Consider the following 265-nt stretch of genomic DNA (forward strand, 5'->3'; position numbering starts at 1 on the left):
GCAGTTCCTTCTTGTAGACGAAGCACACTTCGCGCGGCATGGAGGCCGGGAAGAACAGCGTTTCCCAGGCCGACTGGTGCTTGGACAGCAGCACCGCCGGGCCGTCCGGCAGGTTTTCCCAGCCCTTGACCTGCCAGCGGATGCCGCAGAACACCTTGGCGCCCCAGATCGCCAGGCGCGGCCAGCCCACCGTGAGCTTGTAGCGCAGGTGCAGCGGCAGCGGCGCCCACAGCACGCAGGCGAAGGCATAGGGGATGACCGTGAT

1 protein-coding gene is annotated in these 265 nt (G+C 66.8%); it reads right to left on the reverse strand.

What is annotated here, in order from left to right:
* Positions 1–265: lysophospholipid acyltransferase family protein (locus tag SB751_RS31480; protein ID WP_410749209.1), on the reverse strand; the 265-nt coding region annotated here is incomplete at both ends.

The sequence above is a fragment of the Cupriavidus sp. SIMBA_020 genome, from assembly GCF_046535395.1.
In the GTDB taxonomy this organism is placed as follows: domain Bacteria; phylum Pseudomonadota; class Gammaproteobacteria; order Burkholderiales; family Burkholderiaceae; genus Cupriavidus; species Cupriavidus campinensis.